The following is a 22,504-nucleotide window of genomic DNA, read 5'->3' on the forward strand; positions in this document are numbered from 1 at the left end:
CCGCTGCGCGATCCGTCGGTTCCGGTCCAGCGGGTGCGGCTGCGCGAGACGTGGCGGCTGTTCCTGATCTACGGCCTGCCGCTCATCGCCGCCAACGCGATCTATCAGGCGATGCCCTTCTTCAACCGGGCGACCCTCGCCGCGCAGGCGGGCTTCGCGGAGGCCGGCTACTTCGCCCTCGCCGCCGACGTGACCCTGCGCAGCCTCAGCACCCTCGGCACCGCCCTGGACCTGCTCCTGTTCCAGATCGCCGTCCGGGCGGAGGAGCATCACGGCGCCGCCGAGGCGGAGCGGCAGGTGGCCCGCAATGCGGCGACCGTGGTCGCGCTGCTCCTGCCCTGCGCCGTCGGCTTCTGGGCGATCCTGCCGGCGTTGCAGGCGCTGGTGGTGCCGGAGGCCTATCGCGGCCCCTTCGCCATCTACGCGGTTCTCCTTGTCCCGGGCCTGTTCTGCCTCTCGCTGATGCATTTCGCCCTGAACCCGGTCTTCCAGATCCGGCGGAAGACGATGCCCGTCATCGCGGCGGCGTTTCTCGGCCTCGCCGTCAACGGGATCGGCCTGCTCGTGCTGCCGTCCCGCTTCGGGCCGGCTGGCATCGCGCTCGCGCAGACGGCCGGGCTCGGGGCAGCCTTCCTCGGTCTCGCCCTGCGGGCGCTGACGGGACCGAATCGCCTCGTCCTGCCCTGGCGGGAGATCGCAGCGGCGGCAGCGGCCTGCCTCGCCATGGGGCTGGCGCTCGCGCCCTTCCGCGATCTGCCGCCCGCCACCGCGCTGGCGCTCTGCGTGCCGCTCGGCATGGTGCTCTACGGTGCCATCGTCTGGGCCTTCGACATCGCGGGTCTGCGCGGCGCCGTCGAGGATCGCATCCGCGGGCGGCATCCCGCCCCGGCCGAATAGGCTGCGGCTTGAAACGCGGGTGCAAACCCGCATGATCCCGCCTAAAGGGACCCCGGCAAGGGGACCCGGAGCGGGCAGGAAACGATGCGTTCATACGAGCCGCAGGCCGAGAACGAGGCGGCCGACACCGTACGCGAGGCCGCCGGCCGGGCCGAGCGGCTGCGCCTCGTCGGCGGAGACACCAAGGCCGGCCTCGGCCGACCCGCACAGGACGAGGCGACGCTCTCCGCCCGCGGGCTGACCGGGATCACCCTCTACGAACCCGCCGAGATGGTGGTCGGCGCCCGGGCCGGGACGCCGCTCTCCGAGGTGCGGGACCTCCTGGCCGGGCAGGGCCAGATGCTGCCCTTCGAGCCGATGGACCATCGCGGGCTCCTCGGCTCGGCCGGCGAGCCGACGATCGGGGCGGTCGCCGCGATCAACAATTCCGGGCCCCGCCGGATCAACGCGGGTGCGGCCCGCGACAGCCTGATCGGCGTGCGCTTCGTCAACGGGCGCGGCGAGGTGATCAAGTCCGGCGGCCGCGTCATGAAGAACGTCACCGGCCTCGATCTCGTGAAGCTGATGGCCGGCTCCTGGGGCACCCTCGGCCTGCTCACCGAGGTCGTCTTCAAGGTCCTCCCCGTCCAGGAGCGGGTGGCCACCCTCGTCATCGAGGGGCTCGACGACGCCCGCGCCGTCGAGGCGCTCTCCGCGGCCCTCGGCTCGCCGTTCGAGCTGACGGGCGCGGCGCACCTGCCCGGTGGCGTCGCGGACGCGCAGGCGCTGACCCTGATGCGGGTCGAGGGCTTCGCCGCCTCGATCGACTATCGCGCGGGCGAATTGCGACGCCTCCTCAAGCGCTTCGGCCAAGCGACCCTGATCGAGGGCGCGGCGAGCGACACCCTCTGGACCGCCGTGCGCGACGTGGGCTTCTTCGCGGGGACGGGCGAGGCGGTCTGGCGGCTCTCGACCGCGCCGACGCACGGCCCGGCGGTCGCCGCCGCCATCGGCCGGGCCAGGGCCGCGCGCTGGTTCTACGATTGGGGTGGCGGCCTGATCTGGCTCGCCATCGACGCGGCCGGGGATGCGGGCGCCGAGGCGATCCGCTCGGCGCTGCGCGCCTTCGGCGGCCACGCCACCCTGGTGCGGGCGCCGGAGCCGGTGCGGGCGGCCGTTCCGGTCTTCGAGCCGCTGCCGGACCCGTTGCTGCGGGTCAGCCAGGGCGTGAAGGCGGCGCACGACCCCGCCGGCATCTTCAATACGGGTCGGATGTACGCCGGGATCTGAGCCGACGCGACATCGGGCGCCCCCATGCGCGCCCGGGTTCGTGTAAGCATTCTCATTCCAGAGTGACGTGTCCGGTCCAGGCGGCGCCCGAGACCCGCCGGACCGCGCCGAGGAAACGACCGTGCAGACGAATTTCAGCCTCGCGCAGCTCGCCGATCCCGCCATGGCGGCCTCGGAGAAGATCCTGCGCACCTGCGTCCATTGCGGTTTCTGCACCGCGACCTGCCCGACCTACCTGCTCCTGGGCGACGAGCTCGACTCGCCGCGCGGGCGCATCTACCTGATCAAGGACATGCTGGAGGGCGGCAAGCCGGCGACCGCCGAGGTCGTCAAGCACGTCGACCGCTGCCTCTCCTGCCTGTCCTGCATGACGACCTGCCCCTCCGGCGTGCATTACATGCACCTCGTCGATCACGCCCGGTCGCATATCGAGACGACCTTCGTGCGGCCGCCCGAGGACCGCTGGCTGCGCGCGCTGCTCGCGGCGGTGCTGCCCTACCCGAACCGGTTCCGCCTCGCCCTGCTCGGCGCCAAGCTCGGCCAGCCCTTCCGCTCGGTCGTCGCCCGCCTGCCGCGGGTCGGCAACCGGCTCGCCGCGATGCTCGACCTCGCCCCCGCGACCCTGCCCGGCCGGAACCCGACCGACCGGCCCGGCGTGTTTCCGCCGCCCGCCAACGCCCCTGCGCGCCGCGGCCGCGTCGCCCTCCTGCGCGGCTGCGCCCAGAGCGTCCTGCGGCCCGACTTCAACGAGGCGGCGATCCGGCTGCTCAATCGCCACGGGGTCGAGGTGGTGCAGCCGAAGGGCGAGAGCTGCTGCGGAGCGCTGACCCACCATATGGGCCGCGAGGATTCCGCCCATGCCTTCGCCAAGCGCACCATCGACGCCTGGATCGCCGAGATGGACGCGCAGGCGGACGGCAAGGGTCTCGACGCCATCGTCGTCACCGCCTCCGGTTGCGGCACGACGATCAAGGATTACGGCTTCATGTTCCGCAACGACCCGGCCTATGCCGAGAAGGCCGCGCGGGTCTCGTCCATCGCGAAAGACGTGACGGAATATGTCGCGAGCCTCGGGCTCAACGAGCCGGTCATCGAGAGCGACCTCGTCGTCGCGTACCACTCGGCCTGCTCGATGCAGCACGGCCAGGGCATCCGCACGGAGCCGAAGAACCTCCTGAAGCGGGCGGGCTTCCTCGTGAAGGACGTGCCGGAGGGCCACATCTGCTGCGGCTCGGCCGGCACCTACAACATTCTGCAACCGGAGATTGCCGAGCGGCTGCGCGCCCGCAAGGTGGCCAACATCGAGCGGATGCAGCCCGACCTCATCGCCACGGGCAATATCGGCTGCGCGACGCAGATCGGGAAGGGAACGGACCTGCCGATCGTCCACACGGTGGAATTGCTCGACTGGGCGACGGGAGGCCCGAAGCCGGAGGCGCTGGCCGCCCTCCCGGAGCGCGCGCTCCCGGTGGCCGCCGAGTAGGGCGGCGCGTCAGGGGGCGCGGTCGCCGGAGCCCAGCCGCACGACGTAGCCGGTCACGGGCTCCGCCCGTTCCAGGCGCAGAACGACCCGGTCGATCGCCTCGATGGAGAAGCCGGCCGCCCCGGCTGCCGCCTCGACATGGGACTTGGCGTGGCTGTAGCGGCCATGCGCGTTGAGCCGCGTGCCCTCGGCCTCCTCCAGCGCCTCGACGCTGAAGACGAAGCGGCCGCCCGGGCGCAGCGCCGTCCGGGCCGCGGCGAGGACGGCGTCGAGGGCGCCGAAATAGCAGAGCGTGTCGGCCGACAGGACGAGGTCGTAGGCCCCGGGCCGGGCGGCGAGATACGCCGTCAGTTCCGCCCGCTCTAACGCATCGTAGAGGCCGCGGGCGGCCGCCTTCTCCAGCATCTTGCCCGACAGGTCGACGCCGCCGAGGTCGCGCGCATACGGGCGCAGCAGCGGCCCGCACAGGCCCGTACCGCAGCCGGCATCGAGCACGGCGAGATCGGCGGCCGGGCGGGGATAGGCTTCGGCGACGGAGGCCGCGCAGAGTTCCGGCGCCCGGTAGTCGAGGCGGGCCAATTTGTGGTCGAAGCTGTTGGCGAAACCGTCGAACAAAGCCTCAACGTAGCGGTCGCTCGCCCGCTCCGGCACGCCGACGCCGGAGATCGAGGCGATGAGATGGTGGACCGAGGGGTTGTCCGGCTCGTCGCGCCGCCACGCTTGCAGGATCTCGAGCGCCCGGTCGTAGACCCCGGCCGCCGTGTAGGCCGCGACGATGAAGCGGCGGCTGCCGGCATTGTTCGGCTCAAGCTCGAGCGCCTTGGCGTGGCAGCCGATCGCCTCCTGGATGCGGCCCCGGCTCGCGAGCAGGCGGCCGAGATTGTCCCAGGCCTCGCGGTGCTCGGGATCGAGGGCGATCGCCTCGCGATAGACCGCCTCGGCCTCGTCCGGGCGGCGGAGGACGCGCAGCGTCACGCCGAGGTTGTTGCGGGCATTGGTGTGGCCCGGCTCGAGGAGCAGAACCCGCTCGTAGACCTTGAGCGCAATTTCAGGTTGGTCCAACTCGAACAGAATGTTGCCGAGGTTGTTGTGCAGGCCCGCCTCGTCGGGCTCGATCTCGATGGCACGCTCCATCAGCCGGATCGCCTCGACGGAGCGCCCGGTCTGGTGGAGGAGGATGGCGAGGTAGTGGAGGGCGTCCGCGCTCTCGGGAGCTACGTCGAGGATCCGGCGATAGACGGTTTCCGCCACCGCGCCATCGCCCGCCTGATGGGCCCGCAGCGCGATGTCCAAGGCTTCGGCGAGGGACAGGCCCTCGTCCTCGGCATTCGGCGCGCTCGATCCGGCCATCACATCCCCGCTGTTCAATGGTCGCGGGGGCGAAGATTAGACCGGCCGGCAGCGAAAGCGTAGCGATTCTTCACAGGTGCGCGTCAAGATTGCGGGCCGCGATAGGCGGCCAGCACGAAGACCCGGATCGCCGAGGATAGGTTCTGGCCCTCGCGGCCCGCGTCGATCTCGCCGATCAGGGCCTGGACGGAGAGGTTCCGGCCCTGCGCGATCTCCCGGAGCGCCTCCCAGAAGGGCTCCTCCAGCGACACGCTCGTGCGGTGTCCCGCGATCATCACCGAGCGCTTGGCGACGTTGATCGCGATCATGCCGCCCGGCTCACCCCTCCGGGTCGTCGGAGTGCAGGCGGTGGCCCTCGTGGCGGTCCCGTTCCAGGGATTTGCGGGCGTCGGCCAGGGTCTTGGCCTTCTTCGGGCGCCCGAACAGGACGCGGTTCTGCGCCGCCTCCTCCGCCTTCGCGGCGCGCTCCCGCGATTTCCGGGCCTGGCGGAGGTTGATGATCTCGCCCATGCCTGCCTCCTCGTTCCAGGGAGCGGCGCGGAGCCGGGTCCGCGCCGCGGGATGCTGCACCTACTCGGCGCCGGGCGCCAGCATGTCCTTCGGGCGCACGACCCGGTCGAACTCCTCCTCCGACACGTAGCCGAGCCGCAGCGCCTCGTCCTTCAGGGTGGTGCCCTTCTTGTGCGCGGTCTTGGCGATCTCGGCGGCCTTGTCGTAGCCGATCGAGGGGGCGAGCGCCGTCACCAGCATCAGCGAGCGGCTCATCAGGTCGGCGATGCGGTCCTCGTTCGGCTTGATGCCGACGACGCAATTGTCGGCGAAGCTCACCGCCGCGTCCGCGAGCAGCCGGATCGATTGCAGCACGGCGTTGGCGATCACGGGCTTGAACACGTTCAGCTCGAAATGGCCCTGGCTGCCCGCGAAGGAGACGGTGGTGCCGTTGCCGACGACCTGGGTGCAGACCATCGTCAGCGCCTCGGCCTGGGTCGGGTTGACCTTGCCGGGCATGATCGAGGAGCCGGGCTCGTTCTCGGGCAGCGAGATCTCGCCGAGGCCGGAGCGGGGGCCCGAGCCCATCAGGCGGATGTCGTTGGCGATCTTGAACAGGCCGGCGGCGAGAGCCGAGAGCGCGCCCTGCGCGAAGACGAGGGCGTCGTGGCTCGCCAGCGCCTCGAACTTGTTCTCGGCCGAGGTGAAGCCGAGCCCGGTCAGCTCGGCGACCTTGGCGGCGAAGGCGTCGGCGAAGCGCGGATGCGCGTTGAGGCCGGTGCCGACGGCCGTGCCGCCCTGGGCGAGCGCCAGCAGGCCCGGCAGGGTCGCGGCGACGCGGGCGCCGCCCAGCGCCACCTGGGCCGCGTAGCCGGAGAATTCCTGGCCGAGGGTGACGGGCGTCGCGTCCTGCAGGTGCGTGCGGCCGATCTTCACGATGCCCTCGAAGGCCTTGGCCTTGGCGTCGAGCGCGGTGTGCAGGTGCGTCAGCGCCGGCATCAGCCGGTCGTTGATCTCGCGGGCGGCCGCGATGTGCATCGCGGTGGGGAAGGTGTCGTTCGAGGATTGGCCGCGGTTGCAATGGTCGTTCGGGTGGACCGGCGCCTTGCCGCCGCGCTGGCCGCCGAGGCGCTCGTTGGCGAGGCTCGCGATGACCTCGTTGGCGTTCATGTTGGACTGCGTGCCCGAGCCCGTCTGCCAGACGACGAGCGGGAACTCGTCGTCGTAGCGGCCGGCCACCACCTCGGCGGCCGATTCGGCGATGGCGTCGGCGAGCCGCGGCTCGAGGACGCCGAGGTCCTTGTTCACCAGGGCCGCCGCCTGCTTCACGAGGCCGAGCGCGTGGACGAGGGGAGCCGGCATCCGCTCGGTGCCGATCTTGAAGTTCTGGATCGAGCGCTGCGTCTGCGCGCCCCAGTAGCGATGCGCCGGGACTTCGATCGGCCCGAACGTGTCGGATTCCGTGCGGGTGGCGGTCTCGGGCTGCGGCGACATCGTGGCCTCTACGTCTCTGTTTGCGCCGCACCTACTTACGGCAGGCGTACGCAAATCGCGATGGCGGTTTTCCACCCGTCTGACAAACCGCAACGCCTGTTGGGCGATGCCAGACCGAGCGAGGCCGGATGCTGAGCCTGACCACGAGCCTGCCCGAAGCCCGCTTCCGCCCCAAGGTGCCGCCGCCGCTGCGGGAGCCGATGGGCCTGTTCGCCTTCCTCAGGGCCGCCCGCGCCAACCCCATCACGACGTGGATGGAGGACCATTTCACCGCGCCCGTGGTGGCCGGGGAGGGGGCGATGGGCCGCGTGACCGTGGTGAGCGACCCGGACCTGATCCGCTACCTCTTCGTCGAGAACGCGCGCAACTACCGCAAGGACGACCTGCAGCGCCGCGTCCTCGCGCCGGGGCTCGGCAACGGGCTGCTCACGGCCGAGGGGGACGAGTGGCGGCTGCAGCGGCGGATGCTGGCGCCGATCTTCAATGTGCGCACCGTGGACGGCTTCGCGCCCGCCATGAACGCGGCGGGCGCCCGGATCGGCCGCCGTCTCGCCCGGCGCGACGGGACGCGGGTCGACGTCGCCCTCGAGATGACGCGCGTGACCCTCGACGTGCTCGAGCGGACGATCTTCACCTACGGATTGCCGAGCGATCCGGACGCGCTCGGGCGCGCCATCACGCGCTTCCTCGAGGCGGTCGGCCCGATCGACCCCCTCGACGTGTTCGGCGTGCCCGCCTTCGTGCCGCGGATCGGCCGCCTGCGGGCGCGGCCCGCCATCCGCTTCTTCGCCGAGGTGGTGGACGAGCTGATCGACCGCCGCCGCCGGCTCATGGAGGCGGGCGAGGCGCCGCGGGACCTGCTGACCCTGCTCCTCGCCGCGCAGGACCCGGAGACGGGGCAGGGGCTCACCGACCTCGAGGTGAAGGCCAACATCGTCACCTTCATCGCGGCCGGGCACGAGACCACGGCCAACGCCCTGACCTGGGCGCTCTACTGCCTGTCGCAGGACGAGGCCGCGCGGGCGCGGCTGGAAGCGGAGGTCGACGCCGCCGATTCCGGCGAGGCGGGCTTCGCGCCCGCCGATCTGCCCTTCGCGAAGGCGGTCATGGAGGAGGCGATGCGCCTGTTCCCGCCCGTGCCCTTCATGAGCCGTCAGGCGGTCCGGGACGACCGGATCGGCCGCATCAAGATCCCGCGCGGCTCGCTCGTGATGGTGGCGCCCTACGTGCTGCACCGCCACCGGACGCTGTGGGAGGATCCCGACGCCTTTGCGCCGGAGCGTTTCCTCGGCACCGCCCGGCAGGCGATCCCGCGCTACGCCTACCTGCCCTTCGGGGCCGGCCCGCGGGTCTGCATCGGCCAGAGCTTCTCGCTGCAGGAGCAGGTCATCGCGCTCGCGCATATCGTGCGCAACGTCCGCCTCTCCCTGCCGGAGGACCACGCGCCGGTCACGCCGCTCCACCGGGTGACGCTGCGGCCGGAGCACGGGCTGAGGATGCGGGTGGAGCGGAGGGGCTAGGACGGGGAAGACGCCGGCCGCCCCCTTTCGGGCTCGCGCCGACCCGGCCTCTCCCCAAGGGGAGCGGGGGGCTCAGCTCTTCTTGCGGAACGCGTCGAGGCTGACCACCTCGGCGCCCGTCTCGGCGCCTTCGCCCTCACCCTCCTTGCGGGCGGCGGGCTTCGCCTCCTCGGGCTTTCCGGCGCCGGGCAGGGCTGGGACGACCTTCGGCGCCCCGTTGCCGATCGCGGCGAGCCCGGTGCTCTTCGGCTTGGTCTCGCTCGGCTCGGAGGCGGCGCCGCGCGGGCCGGGCTTCGCGGGAAGCGCCGGCGCTTCGTCCTCGGCGATCTCGTTCCCGTCGCTCAGGTCGAACTTCAGGCCGAACTGCACGGAGGGGTCGAAGAAGCCGGTCAGGGCATCGAAGGGGACGAGCAGACGCTCGGGCACACCCGAGAAGGAGAGCCCGACCTCGAACGAGTGCTCGGTGACGCCGAGATCCCAGAACTGGTGCTGCAGGACGATCGTCATGTCCTGCGGGTACTTCTCGCGCAGGCGCTGCGACATCCGCACGCCCGGCGCCTCGGTCCGGAACGACACGTAGAAGTGATGCTCGCCGGCCAGCCCCTCCCGGGCCGCGTCCGTGAGCACCTTGCGGACCACGCCGCGCAGGGCATCCTGCACTAGGAGATCGTAACGGATCAGGTCGTCTGCCATCTGCGGTCGCTTTGCCCGGGCCACCTGCCGGCAGTGCCGCGCGGTCGGGCGCACCGGATGGAAAATCGAGTGGAGGCTTCTGTTGCCAGGTGCCTCCGAACCCCGCCTAAACGATGCTAACCGCTAGGACTTTAGATCGGTTTTGGGGACTGCTTACGCAGCCACCGCCACCGGAGCAAAGTTGTCGTTGGCAACTATTGCAAAGGCCCGATAACGGCGGAACCATGCCGAGCGAAAGCTCAACCTTTACGCCCTCGTCGATCCTATTTCGCCCCCGCCGAAACCCAACGCCGCTGCGTCCATAGGCCCTGGGTTCGGGTGGAGGCGCCGGGTACCGCCCCCGGGTCCGATAGGTTTATTGCGAAGAACGTTTATCGCCATAGCCGGCCTTGCGCCCGGCAAGGTGAATATAGGGGGGATCGCTCCGGTTTTGAAGCCCGAACGTAGCGCTCCGATGCCCAATGAGGCGCCGACGCCACCGCCGGCCTCGATCTGGCGCCGCCTCGGCTCCGGTTTTCTGCGCCTCCTCGGCCTCGCCGCGGCCGTCATCCTCTATCTCGGCGCCGCCAAGCTGATGGCGATTCTGGCCGTACGCGTCGGCGCGGACCTGATCGAGGGGATCGACCCGCTCCTGTCGACGGACCGGCGCCCGAATATCGGCGCGGCGAGCCTCGCCCGGCGCGAGCTCGCCGCCGACATCCTCCTGCAGGTCAATCTCGTCCTGCTCGTGCTGCTCACCGTCATCTGGCGCCACGGTTCGGGCTGGCGCGAGCGCCTCGCCCTCGACCGGACGCGGCCGAACGGCATGCGGGCGCGCCACCTCCTCCTCGTCCTGCTCCTCTGGCCGATCCTGCACATCACCTGGGTTACGGGGACGGCCGAGGCGTTCGGCGCCACCTTCGCGCAGGGGGTGAAGCTCTCGCCGACGCTGAGCGCGGCCTCCGTGGCGGCCTGGCTCGCCTACGTGGTGATCGTGGCACCGGCGGCCGAGGAGCTCCTCATCCGGGGCGAGATCTTCGCGCAGGCCCGCGGCTTCCTGCCGCCCGCCCTCGCGATCCTCGTCACCGCGCTCCTGTTCGCGCTCGCCCACGTCTCGGCCTGGGGGCTCGCCCGGCCCGTCTCCCTGCTGCCGCTCGCCCTGATGCTCGGCTGGCTGCGCTGGCGGACCGGGCGGCTCTGGCCCTGCATCGCGCTGCACGGCTGGAGCAACCTAGCCCTCGTCGCCTACGTGCTCTGGCCGGCGCCGGGTTGAGGCGGGCACAGCGAGGATAACCCGCCCGGCCGCCTCGCCAATGCCGGCGCTCCGGGCTAAGCCGGGCCAGGAGCCCGAGCCCATGGACGCCTATCACCAGCTTCTCCGCCGCATCCTCGACGAGGGCGTGCGCAAGGAGGACCGCACCGGCACCGGCACGCTCTCGGTGTTCGGTCACCAGATGCGCTTCGACCTCGGCCAGGGTTTCCCGCTCGTGACGACGAAGCGGCTGCACCTGCGCTCGATCATCCACGAACTGCTCTGGTTCCTCTCCGGCGACACCAACGTGCGCGCCCTCCAGGCGGAGGGCGTGACGATCTGGGACGAGTGGGCGGATGCCGAGGGCGATCTCGGCCCGGTCTACGGCAAGCAGTGGCGCTCCTGGGAGAAGCCGGGCGGCGGGACCGTCGACCAGATCGCCGAGGTGGTGGCCGAGATCCGCCGCAACCCGGATTCGCGCCGCCTCATCGTCTCGGCCTGGAACCCGGCCGACCTCGGGAAGATGGCGCTCGCGCCCTGCCACTGCCTGTTCCAGTTCTACGTCGCCGAGGGGCGGCTCTCCTGCCAGCTCTACCAGCGCTCGGCCGACGCCTTCCTCGGCGTGCCCTTCAACATCGCGAGCTACGCCCTGCTGACGCAGATGATCGCGCAGGTGACGGGCCTCGCGCCGGGCGATTTCGTCCACACCTTCGGCGATGCCCATCTCTACCTGAACCATCTGGAGCAGGCCCGGCTGCAACTCACCCGCGAGCCGCGAGCGCTGCCGCGCCTGCGCCTCGACCCCGCCATCCGCGAGCTCGCGGATTTCCGCTTCGCGCATGTCGCGATCGAGGGCTACGAGCCGCACCCGGCGATCTCCGCGCCCGTGGCGATCTGAGGAGCCGCGCGCCATGCAGAGCCCCACACCCCGCATCACCCTCGTCGTCGCGGTGGCGAGGAACGGCGTCATCGGGCGCGACAACGACATGGCGTGGCGCCTGCGCAGCGACCTGCGCCGGTTCAAGGCGCTCACGATGGGCAAGCCGATCCTGATGGGCCGCAAGACCTTCGCATCCCTCGGCCGGCCGCTGCCGGGCCGGGCGAACCTCGTCCTGACCCGGGACCGCAGCTTCTCGGCCGAGGGCGTCACGGTGGTCCACGACTGGGACGGGGCGCTCGCGGCGGCGGGCGCCGCGGGGGAGCTGATGGTGGTCGGCGGCGGCGAGATCTACGCCATGGCGCTGCCGCACACCGACCGCATCCACCTCACCGAGGTCGACGCCTCGCCGGAGGGCGACACCCTGTTTCCCCCCTACGACCGGTCGGCGTTCCGGGAGACCCTGCGGGAGGCGCACGGTGCGGGCGAGCACGACGAGCACGCCTTCACCTTCGTCGACCTGGAAAGGATCCGCTGAGGCCGGCCGGGCTCGGTAATCTCCCGGGGTCCCGCGCGCCCGCTTCTTAATCCCTTGTGGAGCATGGGCACCGCGTCGCGGTTGTCTTAGTGGGGCGAAGTGCCCACCTGCGCTCCGGGGGCGAGCCTTGACAGGAGTGGGCGCGCCCAATCAGGTGCTTGGCACCCCTGGGACGCCTTCGGCGCCCCGGCCCCGGATGAGCTGGAGTAGACCTCAAGGATGCCTTGGAGCAATCAGAGCGGCGGCGGCGGCAGCGGCGGGGGAGGGCCCTGGGGCCGCGGCGGCGGCAACGGCGGAGGCCCCTGGGGCACCGGCGGCGGCGGCGGCGGCGGCAAGACCCCTCCGGACCTCGAGGATCTGCTCCGCCGCGGGCAGGACCGCCTGCGCGGCGTGATGCCCGGAGGGTCCTTCGGCGGCGGCCGCGGCATCGTGGTCATCGGCGTGGCCGCGGTGGCGATCTGGCTGTTCACGGGCTTCTACACGGTCGCGCCGAACCAGGTCGGCATCGAGACCGTCTTCGGCCGCTACGTCGGCTCCAAGGGCGAGGGCCTGCGCTACAACCTGCCCTATCCGATCGGCGGCGTCGTGAAGCCGAATGTCGGCCAGGTGAACTCGATCCAGATCGGCTACCGCTCGGGCGTGGGCACCCAGGGGCGCTCCCGCGACGTGCCCGAGGAGAGCCTGATGCTCACGGGCGACGAGAACATCGTCGATCTCGACTTCGAGGTGCAGTGGCGCGTCAACCCGCTCAAGGCGTCGGACTACGTCTTCAACCTGCAGAACCCGGAAGGCACCATCAAGGCGATCTCCGAGAGCGCGATGCGCGAGGTGATCGGCCGCCGCAACATCCAGGCGATCCTGACGAACGAGCAGTCGAGCATCGCGCAGGAGGTCAAGGAGATCGTCCAGGCCGCGCTCGACGAGTACGGCGCGGGCGTGCGCATCGAGGTGGTGCAGCTCGTCAGCGTGACGCCGCCGCCGGAAGTGCGGCCCGCCTTCATCGACGTGAACGCCGCCCAGCAGGACGCGGAGCGCCTGCAGAACGAGGCCAAGACCTACGCCTCCCGCGAGGTGCCCCAGGCGCGCGGCCGCGCCTCCCAAGTGGTGCAGGCGGCCGAGGCCTACCGGACGCAGGCCACCGCCGACGCGACCGGCCAGGCCGCCCGCTTCCAGCAGGTCTACGAATCCTACAGGACCGCGCCTGCGATCAGCCGCGAGCGCATCTTCCTGGAAACGATGGAGAAGGTGTTCGGCTCCGTGAACAAGGTGATCATCGACCAGAGCGGCGGCGCGGCCGGCACCAACGCGGCCGCGGGCGTGCTGCCCGTGCTGCCGCTGACGGAATTCGGCGGCCGCGGCGGCCAGCAGGCGGGTGGGGCGGCACGATGAACGGCAACGCTTTCCGCACCGGCCTCGTCGTCCTCGTCGCGGCCATCGCCGTCGGGCTCTACGCCTCGGTCTTCACCGTGGGGCAGATGCAGCAGGCCCTCGTCCTGCAGCTCGGGCGCGTGCGCGCCGTGCTGAACCAGACCGGCGAGGACCGGCCGGGCCTCTACTTCAAGGTGCCGTTCATCGAGAACGTCATCGTCTTCGACAAGCGCGTGCTCGACCTCGACCTGCCGGTCCAGGCGCTGCTGACGGCCGACCGCCAGAATCTCGAGGTCGACGCCTTCGCCCGCTACCGGATCGTCGACCCGCTGCGCTTCTACCAGTCGGTCGGCAATATCGGGCTGGCCAACCAGCGGCTGGCGAGCTTCACCAACTCGGCCCTGCGCAACGTCCTCGCCCGCTCGACCCGCGACGCGATCGTGAAGACCGACCGCATGCGGCTGATGAACGAGATCCAGGAGGACGTGAACCGGCAGGCCAAGAGCCTCGGCGTCGAGATCGTCGACCTGCGCATGACCCGCGTCGACCTTCCGGCGCAGAACAGCTCGGCGGTCTACGAGCGCATGAAGACCGAGCGCAAGCGCGAGGCCGCCGACGTCCGGGCGAACGGCGAGCAGATCGCCCAGACCATCCGGGCGCGGGCCGACCGCGATGTCACCGTCATCCTGGCGGAGGCGAACCAGAAGTCGGAGCAGCTCCGGGGCCAGGGCGACGCGGACCGCAACCGCATCCTGGCGGAGGCCTTCGGCAAGGACCCGGACTTCTTCAGCTTCTACCGCTCGATGCAGGCCTACGAAGCCGGCCTGAAGGGCTCCGACACCCGCCTCGTGATCAGCCCGAACTCGGATTTCTTCCGCTTTTTCGGCGATCCGCAGGGCCGCGCGGCGCAATCCGGCACACCGCGCGGGACGGGCGACCCGAGCGCGGCGACGGGCTCCACCGTCGGCACGGCGCGCTGAGGCGGGAGAGGCGCGCGGACCGGCTGCGGCCTGCCGGCCGCGGCGGGTCCGCGCGTGCCCTTGAACCCGGACCCGTGTCGCCGATCTAATGCGCGAGCCCGAGGCGGCTGCCCGGCGGATTGCACCGGGCTTCAGGAAGAACAGGTCGGGAAACGCTCCTTTGAAGAGGTCGATCATGCTACCCGTCGCGAGCGCCACCGCAGCGCGCCGTCCCTCCGCGCTGAGCCGCCACGCTCGGGCGGCCCTCGCCGCCCTCATGATCGGGGCCTCGGTCGCGGGCAGCGCCGTGCCGATGCCGGCCTTCGCCAAGGGTCCCGAATCCCTGGCCGACCTCGCCGAGCGGATCACCGACGCCGTCGTCAACATCTCCGCCTCCACCACCGTGGAGACGCGCTCGGGCGGCGGCGGTGGCGGCCGCACCATGCCGCAGCTGCCCCCCGGCACGCCCTTCGAGGACCTGTTCGAGGAGTTCTTCAACCGGCGCGGCAACCGCGGCGGCGAGCAGCGCGGCGAGAACGACACGCCGCGCCAGCAGCGTAAGTCCAACTCGCTCGGCTCGGGCTTCATCATCGATGCCGGGGGCATCGTGGTGACGAACAACCACGTCATCGGCGACGCCAACGACATCCAGGTGATCCTGTCCGACGGCACCAAGCTGAAGGCGGAGATCATCGGCAAGGATTCGAAGATCGACCTCGCGGTGCTCCGCGTGAAGCCGACCGCTGACCGGCCGCTCAAGGCGGTGCCGTTCGGCGATTCTGAGAAGATGCGGCCGGGCGACTGGGTGGTCGCGATCGGCAACCCGTTCGGCCTCGGCGGCTCGGTCTCGGCCGGCATCGTCTCGGCACGGGGCCGCAACATCGAGTCCGGCCCCTACGACAACTACATCCAGACGGATGCGGCCATCAACAAGGGCAATTCGGGCGGTCCGCTGTTCAACATGGACGGCGAGGTGATCGGCATCAACACCGCCATCCTGTCGCCGACCGGCGGCTCGGTCGGCATCGGCTTCGCGGTTCCCTCAGGCACCGCCAAGCCAGTCATTGACCAGCTCCGCGAGTACGGCGAGGTCCGCCGCGGCTGGCTCGGCGTGCGCATCCAGAACGTCGACGAATCGACTGCCGAGGCCCTCGGCCTGAAGGGCGGCGCCAAGGGCGCGCTGATCGCCGGCGTCGACGAGAAGGGCCCGGCCAAGACCGCCGGCCTCGAGGTCGGCGACGTGATCACGAAGTTCAACGGCAGCGCCGTCAAGGCGTCGAGCGACCTGCCCCGCATCGTCGCCGCCACCCCCGTCGGCAAGACCGTCGACGTGGTCGTCGTCCGGAAGGGCGAGGAGGTGACGAAGCCCGTCACCCTCGGGCGCCTGGAGGACGGGGAGAAGCCGCAGCTCGCCAACGTGAAGCAGGCGGAGCCCGAGAGCGCCGTGCGGCAGGCTCTCGGCCTCAACCTCTCCGGGATCACCGACGAGCTGCGCAAGCGCTACAGCATCAAGGACACCGTGAAGGGCGTCGTCGTCACCCGCGTCGATCCCTCCTCCACTGCCGCCGACAAGCGGATCCAGGCGGGCGAGGTCATCGTCGAGGTGGGCCAGGAGGCGGTGACCTCTCCTGCCGACGTCACCAAGCGGGTCGACGCGCTGAAGAAGGAGGGCCGCAAGTCCGTCCTTCTCCTCGTGGCGAGCGCGAGCGGTGACGTGCGCTTCGTGGCGCTCGGGCTCGAGTAGCTTCAGCGCGCTTCACGCGACTGGGGGCCGCCGATCGGAAGAGGGCGGCTTCCTCGTATCCCCTCTTGCGGGGAGTCAGGCGCGCGAGTCGAAGGCGAGCGCAGACGGTTTTTCCGCACATGGACATCCGTCTCCACTCTCACCGGAGGAGCCGCACGTGTTCGAAACGGAGATGTCCGAGCGCATCCGCGACTTGCGGGACATGGTCAGATCGAATCCGGCCGTCAGCATCGACGATGCGCGCTTTCGATCGCTCGCCGAGGTTCAGTCGGTGTTCTGGCGTCGCAAGGACGAATTGGCGCGCAAGCTGGAAAGCGGCGCGATCACGCCGGACGAATACCGCGACGGTTTCAATCAAGCGCTCGCCGAATCCATGACGGCCAGCAAGCGGATCCTCGGCCGGCAGGACTTCCGAGCCCTGTTCGGCGAGGCGGGTGAGCATCCGGACCAGCTGATCGATCCGGACATCTTCGAGGACGTGCACCGCCCGCGGCCCGGCTTGCAGCCCTTCTGAGCCTCAGCGCGCGAACTCGCTCGCCGCGTAGCCCTGGAGGTACAGGAGGGCCGTCAGGTCGCCGTGGTCGATGCGCACTTGCGCGGCGGCCGCGACGGCGGGCTTCGCCCGGAAGGCGACGCCGAGACCCGCCTCGGCGAGCATGTCGAGGTCGTTGGCGCCGTCCCCCCCGGCCAGCGTCTCCGCCGCTTCGAGGCCGAGGCGCGTCCGAAGTTCCGCGAGGGTGTCGCGCTTGGCCGCCTTGCCCACGATCGGCTCCTCGACGCGGCCCGTCAGGTGCCCGCCCGATACCGAGAGCCGGTTCGAGCGGTGCTCGTCGAAGCCGATCCGCTCCGCGATCGGCCCGGTGAAGAGGGTGAAGCCGCCCGAGACGAGGCAGGTCCGCGCCCCGTGCGCCCGCATCGTCCGCACGAGCGTCGTGCCACCCGCCATCAGGGAGAGCCGCTCGCGGATCAGCGTGTCGATCACCCCGACGGACAAGCCTTCGAGCAGCGCCACCCGCTCGCGGAGCGCGGGCTCGAAGGCGATCTCGCCGCGCATGGCCCGCTCGGTGATCGCCGAGACGTGAGCCTTGAGGCCGACCACGTCGGCGAGCTCGTCGATGCATTCCTGCTCGATCATGGTGGAATCCATGTCGGCGAGGAACAGGCGCTTGCGCCGGTGGGGACCCGCCGGTAGCACCGCGACGTCGATGGGCTCGCCCTTCAGCGCGCGCCGCAGGCGGCCGGTCAGAACCTCGGCGTCGGCGCCCGCGCCCGGCACCAGGATCTCGGCCGCGACCTCGCCGTGCAGGATCCGCGGCTGGTGCTCGGTGCCGAGAACGGCGCGCGCCTCCGCCAGCACCGCATCCGTGATGGCGGGCCGCGTCTCGTTTGCTATCAGGCTGGCGACCAGGGTCATCCGGGAGCGTTCCGCTGTTGCCGCCGCCTGAGCCGACATTCGCCGACCAGCCGGCGGCCATTCTCATCGCAGGGCCGACCGCCTCCGGCAAGTCGGCCCTGGCGACGGCGCTCGCGCTTCGTCACGGCGGGGTCGTGGTCAACACGGACTCGATGCAGGTCTACGGCGACCTGCGCGTCCTCACCGCGCGGCCGAGCCCCGAGGAGGAGGCCATCGTTCCCCACCGGCTCTACGGGCACGTCGACGGGGCGCTGAACTACTCGGCCGGCCATTTCGCGCGCGACGCCGCCGCCCTCGTGGCGGACCTCGACGGCCGCCTGCCCGTGTTCGTCGGCGGAACCGGCCTCTATTTCCGCGCCCTCGAGGAGGGGCTGTCCGACCTGCCGCCCGTGCCCGACGGCGTGCGCGCCGCCCTGCGGGAGACGGCCGAAGGCCGTCCGACCGAGGCGCTCCACGCCGATCTCGCCGCGCTCGATCCGGAGGGCGCGGCGACCCTGCGGCCGAGCGACCGCGCCCGCGTGATGCGCGCCCTCGAGATCCACGCCGCGACCGGGCGCCCGATCGCCGCCTTCCACGGCAGCCGGGTGCCGGGCCCGCTCGCGGGCCGCCCCCTGCGCAAGATCTTCCTGGCACCCGACCGGGACCGGCTTCGGGCCCGCATCGATGCGCGTTTCCGGGCGATGATGTCGGAAGGGGCCCTCGACGAGGTGGCGCGCCTGCGCGAGCGCCGCCTCGATCCGATGCTGCCGATCATGCGAGCCCACGGGGTGCCCGGCCTGATCGCCCATCTCGACGGGACGCTCGGCCTCGAGGAGGCGATCCTGCGCGGACAGAACGACACGCGACGCTACGCCAAGCGGCAGTTCACGTGGTTCCGCCACCAGATGGGCGGCGACTGGGCCTGGACCGATCCGGAGGCGGCGCTGGCCGGGGCGTGAGCGCTCAGCGCTCCAGCCGCGCGATCAGGCTCGACGTGTCCCAGCGATTGCCGCCCATGCGCTGAACCTCGGCGTAGAACTGGTCGACGAGGGCCGAGACGGGCAGCGAGGCGCCGTTGCGGCGGGCCTCGTCGAGGAGGATGCCGAGGTCCTTGCGCATCCAGTCGACCGCGAAGCCGAAATCGAAGCGGCCCTCGTTCATGGTCCGGCCGCGATTCTCCATCTGCCAGGAGCCGGCCGCGCCCTTCGAGATCACGTCGAGCACCGCCTCGACGTCGAGGCCCGACCGCTTGGCGAAGTGCACGCCCTCGGACAGGCCCTGAACGAGGCCGGCGATGCAGATCTGGTTGACCATCTTGGTGAGCTGGCCCGAGCCCGCCGGGCCCATCAGGCGGCAGGCGCGGGCATAGGCGCCGATCGCAGCCTCGACCTTGGCGTAGGTCGCGGCCTCGCCGCCGCACATCACGGTGAGGACGCCGTTCTCGGCACCCGCCTGCCCACCGGAGACGGGCGCGTCGACGAAGCCGAGGCCGCGCGCCTCGGCCGCCGCCGCGAGCTCCCGCGCCACCTCCGCCGAGGCGGTGGTGTGATCGACGAAGACGGCGCCGGGCCCCATGCCGGCGAAGGCACCGTCCTCGCCGAGCGTGACGCTGCGCAGGTCCTCGTCGTTGCCGACGCAGGCGAAGACGATCTCGGCATCCCCGGCCGCCTCGCGGGGCGTGCCCGCATGCGCGCCGCCATTCGCCTTCACCCAGGCCTCGGCCTTGGCGCCGGTGCGGTTGTAGACCGTGACGTCGTGGCCCTTCTTCGCGAGATGGGCCGCCATCGGGCTGCCCATCACCCCGAGACCCAGGAACGCCACCTTCGCCATCGCTCGTCTCCACAAACACGCGGCCCGGGGGCCCGGCGCCTGCTTAGGTTCGCCCGGCGGAAGCGTCAAACGCGTGCGCGCGCGCCGGGCCACCGGGCGACAGAATCGCGCCGGATGTATGCAACTCGCTGAGCATACGTATTTTCTCGGACAGAATTCTGCGCCACAAGGACAAAGATGGCCGGCCAGGAAGAACCGGCCCTGGAGTGAACGTCCATGGGTGCGATCTCGAAACACGGGCCTTGGGCCCTCGTCGGAGCCCTCGGTGCCGCCGCCCTCGCCATCGTGGCGACGGAGCGCGGCGAGTCCGTCAATGCCCTCTGGATCGTGGTCGCCGCGATCTGCGTCTACGTCATCGCCTACCGCTACTACTCGCTCTTCATCGCCGACAAGGTGATGCGGCTCGACCCGAAGCGCGAGACCCCGGCGGTGCGCCACAACGACGGGCTCGACTACGTGCCCACCAACAAGACCGTGCTGTTCGGCCACCACTTCGCGGCCATCGCGGGTGCCGGCCCGCTGGTCGGCCCGGTGCTCGCCGCGCAGATGGGCTACCTGCCGGGCCTCCTCTGGATCCTGGCCGGCGTCGTCTTCGCGGGCGCGGTCCAGGACTTCATCGTCCTGTTCGTCTCGATGCGCCGCGACGGGCGCTCGCTGGGCGAGCTGATCCGGGCCGAGCTCGGAACCGTGCCGGGCGTGATCGCCCTCATCGGCACCTTCCTGATCATGATCATCCTGCTCGCCGTGCTGGCGCTGATCGTCGTGAAGGCGCTCGCCGGCAGCCCGTGGGGCACCTTCACGGTGATGGCGACGATCCCGATCGCGATCCTGATGGGCGTCTATTCGCGCTACATCCGGCCCGGCAAGATCGGCGAGGTCTCGATCCTCGGCTTCGTGCTGCTCATGCTCGCCATCGTCTACGGTGGCAGCGTCGCCGAGCACCCGACCTGGGGCCCGGCCTTCACCTATACTGGCACGCAACTCTGCTGGATGCTGATCGGCTACGGCTTCGTCGCCTCGATCCTGCCGGTCTGGCTGCTGCTCGCCCCGCGCGACTATCTCTCGACCTTCCTCAAGATCGGCACCATCGTTGGCCTCGCCCTGGGCATCGCCGTCGTCGCGCCGCACCTGCAGATGCCGGCCATGACGAAGTTCGTGGACGGGACGGGCCCGGTCTGGTCCGGCCAGCTCTTCCCGTTCCTGTTCATTACCATCGCCTGCGGCGCGGTCTCCGGCTTCCACAGCCTGATCTCGTCGGGCACCACGCCGAAGCTGATCGCGAACGAGGCGGACGCGCGCATGATCGGCTACGGCGGCATGCTCATGGAGAGCTTCGTCGCCGTGATGGCGCTGGTCTCGGCCTGCGTGATCGATCCGGGCGTGTACTTCACCATGAACTCGCCGGCGGCCCTCCTCGGCACCTCGCCGGAGACGGCCGCGGCGGCGGTGACGAAGCTCGGCTTCGCCATCACGCCCGACGCCATCACCGCGGCGGCCAAGGACGTCGGCGAGACGACGATCATCTCGCGGGCCGGCGGCGCCCCGACGCTCGCCGTCGGCATGGCGCACATCATCTCCTCCGCCATCGGCGGCAAGGCGATGATGGCCTTCTGGTACCATTTCGCGATCCTGTTCGAGGCCCTGTTCATCCTCACCGCCGTGGACGCGGGCACCCGCGCCTGCCGCTTCATGGTGCAGGATCTCGTCGGCCTCGCGGTGCCCGCCTTCAAGGACACCACCTCGTGGGCGGCCAACATCGTGGCGACCGCGCTCTGCGTCTCGGCCTGGGGCTACTTCCTCTACCAGGGCGTCACCGACCCGCTGGGCGGCATCAACACCCTGTGGCCGCTCTTCGGCATCTCGAACCAGATGCTGGCCGCGGTGGCGCTGACGCTCTGCACGGTGGTGATCTTCAAGATGAAGCGCGAGCGCTACGCCTTCGTCACGATCATCCCGACCGTGTGGCTCTGCATCTGCACGCTGACCGCCGGCTGGCAGAAGATCTTCCACGCCGACCCGCGGATCGGCTTCCTCTCGCACGCGGACCGCTACAGCACCGCGCTCGCCGAGGGGAAGGTGCTGCCGCCGGCCAAGAACGTCGAGCAGATGAGCCAGATCATCTTCAACGACCGCATCGACGCGGCGCTGGCCGTGGTCTTCGTCGGGCTCGTCGTCTCGATCGCCGTGTTCGGCGTCATCGCCTGCATCCGCGCCTTCCGCACCGACCGCTGGACGGCGCTGGAATCGGATGCCCGCGCCGTTCCGGCGGAGTGAGGCGATGGCCGTGTCGTCGCAGAATCTCCGCGAGCGCTGGCAGACGCTCACGAAATGCGTCTGCGACGGCGCGCGGCTGATGGTGGGGCAGGGCGATTACGAGGCCTATGCCAGCCACATCCGCAAGACGCATCCGGACCAGGCGCCGATGACGGAGCTGGAATTCTTCCGCAACCGGGAGAATGCCCGCTTCGGCGTCGGCAACCGCAACGGCTTCCGCTGCTGCTGACGCTCCGGGCACGAAGCGTCGGCTCGGGCGTTCTCGCTGGGTCGCGGCTCTCCGTTTCGGGCCGCCCCAGCCGAGGAGCCGCCATGGCCGAGGACAGCACCGCCCCGCCCGAGCCGAGGATCGTCAACGTCGCCGAGCCCTGGGAGCGGGCCTACTGGGCCCGCCGCTTCATGGTGCCGGTGGAGAAGGTGCAGGCGGCCGTCGAGGCGGTGGGCGACGATCCCGCCCGCGTGGCGGCCCATCTCGGCCGCGACTGGCCGGGCCACGAGCCGATCGTCTGAGGATCGGACCCGGTGTGTTGCCGCGAAACCCTTGACTGGACGAGGGGATTTCGAGCCTCCTTGAGGTTCAGGAGGCAGGCATGAGCATCTTTCAGGACGCGATCCTTCGCTTCGGCCGGACCATCATGTCCTATGCGGGCGACGCCGTGTTCCTCGAATCCGCCGTCTCGGCCGCCGCCAACGTGACGCTGGCGGATGGCGAGATCGACGAGGAGGAGATCGAATCGGCGATCACCGGCATGCGCGCGAACCCCATCCTGGAGAAATCCTACGACACCCTGCGCATCGAGCAGGCGCTCTACGAGGCCATCGCCCGCGCCAAGACCCGGGCCGGCCGCGTCGAGAATATCCGCCTCGTCCAGGCCGTCGCCGAGCGGCCCCTAGACCAGCGGGAGGACATCTTCCTGATCGCTGCGGACGTGGCCGATTTCGGCGGCATCAGCGAGGTCGAGCACCGGGCGCTGGAAGAGATCGCCCGCGCCCTGGTGGTCGACAAGGACGCGCTCCTCGGCGCCGGGAACGCGAGACCTTCCGGCCACTGAACCGATCCCCTGCGGCGATGCGCCAGCGGACGACGGATCGCGC

Annotated in this window: 23 protein-coding genes and 1 other RNA gene; 16 read left to right on the plus strand and 8 right to left on the minus strand. The window is 70.8% G+C overall.

Features of this window, described 5'->3' with window-relative positions:
* From E1J50_RS17950 to glcF, 3 genes are all read left to right on the plus strand, one after another.
* On the plus strand, positions 1 to 897 hold an 897-nt coding region (locus E1J50_RS17950), incomplete at its 5' end, for a lipopolysaccharide biosynthesis protein (RefSeq protein ID WP_207919235.1).
* A gap of 84 nt (positions 898 to 981) precedes the next feature.
* The gene (locus E1J50_RS17955) at positions 982 to 2,166 is read left to right on the plus strand and encodes an FAD-binding protein (protein ID WP_132255208.1); all 1,185 of its coding nucleotides are present in this window, start codon (positions 982 to 984) and stop codon (positions 2,164 to 2,166) included.
* A 121-nt stretch (positions 2,167 to 2,287) separates the two neighbouring features.
* On the plus strand, positions 2,288 to 3,649 hold the full coding sequence (gene glcF, locus E1J50_RS17960; RefSeq protein WP_132255209.1) for a glycolate oxidase subunit GlcF: 1,362 nt from the start codon (positions 2,288 to 2,290) through the stop codon (positions 3,647 to 3,649).
* Between the two features lie 9 nt (positions 3,650 to 3,658).
* Here the strand turns inward: glcF and E1J50_RS17965 are convergent, their stop codons facing one another.
* The 4 genes from E1J50_RS17965 to fumC all read right to left on the minus strand — a co-directional run bounded on the left by E1J50_RS17965 (position 3,659) and on the right by fumC (position 6,982).
* A complete protein-coding gene (locus E1J50_RS17965) occupies positions 3,659 to 4,999 on the minus strand; it encodes a tetratricopeptide repeat protein (protein WP_132255210.1) in 1,341 nt (446 codons plus the stop codon).
* A gap of 83 nt (positions 5,000 to 5,082) precedes the next feature.
* Entirely contained in the window at positions 5,083 to 5,307 is a 225-nt protein-coding gene (locus E1J50_RS17970; RefSeq protein ID WP_132255211.1) for a ribbon-helix-helix domain-containing protein, read from the minus strand.
* Between the two features lie 10 nt (positions 5,308 to 5,317).
* Positions 5,318 to 5,509 (minus strand): DUF4169 family protein, encoded by a 192-nt coding sequence (locus E1J50_RS17975; RefSeq protein WP_132255212.1) that lies wholly within the window; start codon positions 5,507 to 5,509, stop codon positions 5,318 to 5,320.
* A gap of 60 nt (positions 5,510 to 5,569) precedes the next feature.
* On the minus strand, positions 5,570 to 6,982 hold the full coding sequence (gene fumC / locus E1J50_RS17980) for a class II fumarate hydratase (protein ID WP_132255213.1): 1,413 nt from the start codon (positions 6,980 to 6,982) through the stop codon (positions 5,570 to 5,572).
* Between the two features lie 128 nt (positions 6,983 to 7,110).
* Between fumC and E1J50_RS17985 the strand changes: the two genes are divergently transcribed.
* The gene (locus E1J50_RS17985; protein ID WP_132255214.1) at positions 7,111 to 8,502 is read left to right on the plus strand and encodes a cytochrome P450; all 1,392 of its coding nucleotides are present in this window, start codon (positions 7,111 to 7,113) and stop codon (positions 8,500 to 8,502) included.
* A gap of 72 nt (positions 8,503 to 8,574) precedes the next feature.
* Here E1J50_RS17985 and E1J50_RS17990 read toward each other — a convergent pair whose 3' ends face one another.
* Positions 8,575 to 9,195 (minus strand): SspB family protein, encoded by a 621-nt coding sequence (locus tag E1J50_RS17990; protein WP_132255215.1) that lies wholly within the window; start codon positions 9,193 to 9,195, stop codon positions 8,575 to 8,577.
* Positions 9,196 to 9,263: 68 nt separating this feature from the next.
* Positions 9,264 to 9,634, minus strand: a transfer-messenger RNA (tmRNA) gene (ssrA, locus tag E1J50_RS17995).
* 15 nt (positions 9,635 to 9,649) lie between these two features.
* On the opposite strand from ssrA, the gene E1J50_RS18000 reads away from it, so the two are divergent.
* The 7 genes from E1J50_RS18000 (at position 9,650) to E1J50_RS18030 (ending at position 16,426) form a co-directional block, all read left to right on the plus strand.
* Positions 9,650 to 10,447 (plus strand): CPBP family intramembrane glutamic endopeptidase, encoded by a 798-nt coding sequence (locus tag E1J50_RS18000; protein ID WP_132255216.1) that lies wholly within the window; start codon positions 9,650 to 9,652, stop codon positions 10,445 to 10,447.
* Positions 10,448 to 10,529: 82 nt separating this feature from the next.
* The gene (locus E1J50_RS18005) at positions 10,530 to 11,324 is read left to right on the plus strand and encodes a thymidylate synthase (protein ID WP_132255217.1); all 795 of its coding nucleotides are present in this window, start codon (positions 10,530 to 10,532) and stop codon (positions 11,322 to 11,324) included.
* A 13-nt stretch (positions 11,325 to 11,337) separates the two neighbouring features.
* Positions 11,338 to 11,841: a dihydrofolate reductase gene (locus E1J50_RS18010; RefSeq protein ID WP_132255218.1), complete on the plus strand. Its 504-nt coding sequence runs from the start codon at positions 11,338 to 11,340 to the stop codon at positions 11,839 to 11,841.
* Between the two features lie 219 nt (positions 11,842 to 12,060).
* Positions 12,061 to 13,230: an FtsH protease activity modulator HflK gene (hflK, locus tag E1J50_RS18015; protein WP_132255219.1), complete on the plus strand. Its 1,170-nt coding sequence runs from the start codon at positions 12,061 to 12,063 to the stop codon at positions 13,228 to 13,230.
* Positions 13,227 to 14,189 (plus strand): protease modulator HflC, encoded by a 963-nt coding sequence (gene hflC / locus E1J50_RS18020; protein ID WP_132255220.1) that lies wholly within the window; start codon positions 13,227 to 13,229, stop codon positions 14,187 to 14,189. The genes hflK and hflC overlap by 4 nt, the downstream gene beginning before the upstream one ends.
* A 175-nt stretch (positions 14,190 to 14,364) precedes the next feature.
* On the plus strand, positions 14,365 to 15,912 hold the full coding sequence (locus E1J50_RS18025) for a DegQ family serine endoprotease (RefSeq protein ID WP_132255221.1): 1,548 nt from the start codon (positions 14,365 to 14,367) through the stop codon (positions 15,910 to 15,912).
* Between the two features lie 157 nt (positions 15,913 to 16,069).
* Positions 16,070 to 16,426 (plus strand): hypothetical protein, encoded by a 357-nt coding sequence (locus E1J50_RS18030; protein ID WP_132255222.1) that lies wholly within the window; start codon positions 16,070 to 16,072, stop codon positions 16,424 to 16,426.
* Positions 16,427 to 16,429: 3 nt separating this feature from the next.
* Here the strand turns inward: E1J50_RS18030 and serB are convergent, their stop codons facing one another.
* Positions 16,430 to 17,326, minus strand: a complete 897-nt coding sequence (gene serB / locus E1J50_RS18035) for a phosphoserine phosphatase SerB (RefSeq protein WP_132255223.1) — start codon at positions 17,324 to 17,326, stop codon at positions 16,430 to 16,432.
* A gap of 17 nt (positions 17,327 to 17,343) precedes the next feature.
* On the opposite strand from serB, the gene miaA reads away from it, so the two are divergent.
* Positions 17,344 to 18,264: a tRNA (adenosine(37)-N6)-dimethylallyltransferase MiaA gene (miaA, locus tag E1J50_RS18040; protein WP_132255224.1), complete on the plus strand. Its 921-nt coding sequence runs from the start codon at positions 17,344 to 17,346 to the stop codon at positions 18,262 to 18,264.
* A 4-nt stretch (positions 18,265 to 18,268) separates the two neighbouring features.
* Here the strand turns inward: miaA and E1J50_RS18045 are convergent, their stop codons facing one another.
* The gene (locus E1J50_RS18045; RefSeq protein ID WP_132255225.1) at positions 18,269 to 19,135 is read right to left on the minus strand and encodes an NAD(P)-dependent oxidoreductase; all 867 of its coding nucleotides are present in this window, start codon (positions 19,133 to 19,135) and stop codon (positions 18,269 to 18,271) included.
* Positions 19,136 to 19,351: 216 nt separating this feature from the next.
* Here E1J50_RS18045 and E1J50_RS18050 point away from each other — a divergent pair, with 216 nt between their 5' ends.
* The 4 genes from E1J50_RS18050 to E1J50_RS18065 all read left to right on the plus strand — a co-directional run bounded on the left by E1J50_RS18050 (position 19,352) and on the right by E1J50_RS18065 (position 22,461).
* Positions 19,352 to 21,409 carry a carbon starvation CstA family protein gene (locus E1J50_RS18050; RefSeq protein ID WP_132255226.1) on the plus strand — a complete coding sequence of 686 codons (2,058 nt, stop codon included), beginning with the start codon at positions 19,352 to 19,354 and terminating at the stop codon, positions 21,407 to 21,409.
* 4 nt (positions 21,410 to 21,413) lie between these two features.
* Positions 21,414 to 21,638: a YbdD/YjiX family protein gene (locus E1J50_RS18055; protein ID WP_132255227.1), complete on the plus strand. Its 225-nt coding sequence runs from the start codon at positions 21,414 to 21,416 to the stop codon at positions 21,636 to 21,638.
* 83 nt (positions 21,639 to 21,721) lie between these two features.
* Positions 21,722 to 21,919: a DUF3606 domain-containing protein gene (locus E1J50_RS18060; protein WP_132255228.1), complete on the plus strand. Its 198-nt coding sequence runs from the start codon at positions 21,722 to 21,724 to the stop codon at positions 21,917 to 21,919.
* A gap of 80 nt (positions 21,920 to 21,999) precedes the next feature.
* The gene (locus E1J50_RS18065; RefSeq protein ID WP_132255229.1) at positions 22,000 to 22,461 is read left to right on the plus strand and encodes a tellurite resistance TerB family protein; all 462 of its coding nucleotides are present in this window, start codon (positions 22,000 to 22,002) and stop codon (positions 22,459 to 22,461) included.
* The last annotated feature ends 43 nt before the right edge of the window (positions 22,462 to 22,504 follow it).

This window comes from Methylobacterium segetis (assembly GCF_004348265.1).
GTDB lineage: Bacteria > Pseudomonadota > Alphaproteobacteria > Rhizobiales > Beijerinckiaceae > Methylobacterium > Methylobacterium segetis.

Bases quoted from the DNA above. Each gene is read 5' to 3' on its own strand.
- E1J50_RS17975 (WP_132255212.1), bottom strand. From the start codon at position 5,509: ATGGGCGAGATCATCAACCTCCGCCAGGCCCGGAAATCGCGGGAGCGC.
- hflC (WP_132255220.1), top strand. From the start codon at position 13,227: ATGAACGGCAACGCTTTCCGCACCGGCCTCGTCGTCCTCGTCGCGGCC.
- E1J50_RS18000 (WP_132255216.1), top strand. From the start codon at position 9,650: ATGCCCAATGAGGCGCCGACGCCACCGCCGGCCTCGATCTGGCGCCGC.
- E1J50_RS18050 (WP_132255226.1), top strand. From the start codon at position 19,352: ATGGGTGCGATCTCGAAACACGGGCCTTGGGCCCTCGTCGGAGCCCTC.
- E1J50_RS17965 (WP_132255210.1), bottom strand. From the start codon at position 4,999: ATGGCCGGATCGAGCGCGCCGAATGCCGAGGACGAGGGCCTGTCCCTC.
- E1J50_RS18060 (WP_132255228.1), top strand. From the start codon at position 21,722: ATGGCCGAGGACAGCACCGCCCCGCCCGAGCCGAGGATCGTCAACGTC.
- E1J50_RS18055 (WP_132255227.1), top strand. From the start codon at position 21,414: ATGGCCGTGTCGTCGCAGAATCTCCGCGAGCGCTGGCAGACGCTCACG.
- E1J50_RS17990 (WP_132255215.1), bottom strand. From the start codon at position 9,195: ATGGCAGACGACCTGATCCGTTACGATCTCCTAGTGCAGGATGCCCTG.
- serB (WP_132255223.1), bottom strand. From the start codon at position 17,326: ATGACCCTGGTCGCCAGCCTGATAGCAAACGAGACGCGGCCCGCCATC.
- E1J50_RS18045 (WP_132255225.1), bottom strand. From the start codon at position 19,135: ATGGCGAAGGTGGCGTTCCTGGGTCTCGGGGTGATGGGCAGCCCGATG.
- fumC (WP_132255213.1), bottom strand. From the start codon at position 6,982: ATGTCGCCGCAGCCCGAGACCGCCACCCGCACGGAATCCGACACGTTC.
- E1J50_RS18005 (WP_132255217.1), top strand. From the start codon at position 10,530: ATGGACGCCTATCACCAGCTTCTCCGCCGCATCCTCGACGAGGGCGTG.
- E1J50_RS18065 (WP_132255229.1), top strand. From the start codon at position 22,000: ATGAGCATCTTTCAGGACGCGATCCTTCGCTTCGGCCGGACCATCATG.
- E1J50_RS18025 (WP_132255221.1), top strand. From the start codon at position 14,365: ATGCTACCCGTCGCGAGCGCCACCGCAGCGCGCCGTCCCTCCGCGCTG.
- E1J50_RS18010 (WP_132255218.1), top strand. From the start codon at position 11,338: ATGCAGAGCCCCACACCCCGCATCACCCTCGTCGTCGCGGTGGCGAGG.
- hflK (WP_132255219.1), top strand. From the start codon at position 12,061: ATGCCTTGGAGCAATCAGAGCGGCGGCGGCGGCAGCGGCGGGGGAGGG.
- E1J50_RS17985 (WP_132255214.1), top strand. From the start codon at position 7,111: ATGCTGAGCCTGACCACGAGCCTGCCCGAAGCCCGCTTCCGCCCCAAG.
- E1J50_RS17955 (WP_132255208.1), top strand. From the start codon at position 982: ATGCGTTCATACGAGCCGCAGGCCGAGAACGAGGCGGCCGACACCGTA.
- E1J50_RS17970 (WP_132255211.1), bottom strand. From the start codon at position 5,307: ATGATCGCGATCAACGTCGCCAAGCGCTCGGTGATGATCGCGGGACAC.